The organism is Streptococcus sp. (assembly GCF_019414905.1).
In the GTDB taxonomy this organism is placed as follows: domain Bacteria; phylum Bacillota; class Bacilli; order Lactobacillales; family Streptococcaceae; genus Streptococcus.
Genome location: NZ_DXLC01000036.1, coordinates 1 through 1,084, shown reverse-complemented (window position 1 = coordinate 1,084; position 1,084 = coordinate 1). Strand labels below are relative to the sequence as shown.

The 1,084-nt window shown below is 40.2% G+C and carries 1 protein-coding gene; it reads right to left on the bottom strand.

Features of this window, described 5'->3' with window-relative positions; translation table 11 throughout:
* Positions 1 to 226 precede the first annotated feature (226 nt).
* Positions 227 to 1,012 carry an ABC transporter permease gene (locus tag QZ359_RS01005; protein WP_049551394.1) on the bottom strand — a complete coding sequence of 262 codons (786 nt, stop codon included), beginning with the start codon at positions 1,010 to 1,012 and terminating at the stop codon, positions 227 to 229.
* Positions 1,013 to 1,084 lie beyond the last annotated feature (72 nt).

Below are 1,084 nucleotides of genomic sequence, written 5' to 3'. Positions count from 1 at the left end.
CGAAGTCAGCTCAAAACACTGTTTTGAGGTTGCAGATAGAACTGACGAAGTCAGTTACATATATATACGGCAAGGCTACGTTGACGTGGTTTGAAGAGATTTTCGAAGAGTATGAGCTAAATCGGCGATTACATTTACGGTATAGCACTCTGAGAATAGATGTCAAGGAATTTTCATCTCTATTAAAAAAAGCCTGTCCCAAGACAAGGCTTTGATAACATCGATGCTAAGAACCCGCACTTTCGTAGGAATCCAAGCCCCTGTCCCAGAGTTTAAGGGAAATACCAAAAAAGATAAGGGAAATCAACATCAAACCTCCGATGTTAAAGAGAACATCCTTGTCCTGCAAGAAATAGCTGGCAGGATAGTAGGCCGTAAAGGCGAAAGGCACGATAAAACTAATCAACCAACGAAGAAATGAATTGTAAATGGAAATCGGGTACTTAGCAAAATCATTAAACATATAGAAAATATAAATCATGGCTCCTGACTGCTTGGTCCAAAAAGCGATACTGGCTGTCGCGATTTTCAAAGAAGTATAAATCAAGGTCGCAAATGGTATGCAGACTAGAAAAAGCAGGAATTTAGGAAGAGTCCAAGCAATGCTGGTCACTGTTGTTCCCAGTAGAATGCCACCGACCAAGAGTTCACCCAAGGCATCAATCTGAAAGGTCTCAACTAGAATATGAAAGAGAGGATTGATAGGACGTGTCAGATACTTGTCAAACTCCCCTTTTCGGACTAAACGTTGACCTAATGCCCATAGATTGTCAAAAAAGAGATGGTCCAAGCCCTTGGGAATCAAGGAAAATCCATAAATAAAAGCAATTTCTTGAAAAGTCCAGCCTTCTAGGGATGGAATGTGTTGAAAGATGACATTGAGAAATAAGAGGTTCAAGCCTTGAGTCAGAAAGACTCCTAAGACACCAACCACAAAATCGACCTTGTACTCCATGATTTGCTTGATGTATTGTCTAATAAAAATCAGATGCATGCGTTGATATTTTTTCATACTAACCTCCCTGAATGGTGATAAATGACTGGACTCGTTTCCAAATCAACTGAGACAAGCCCACCATCACTA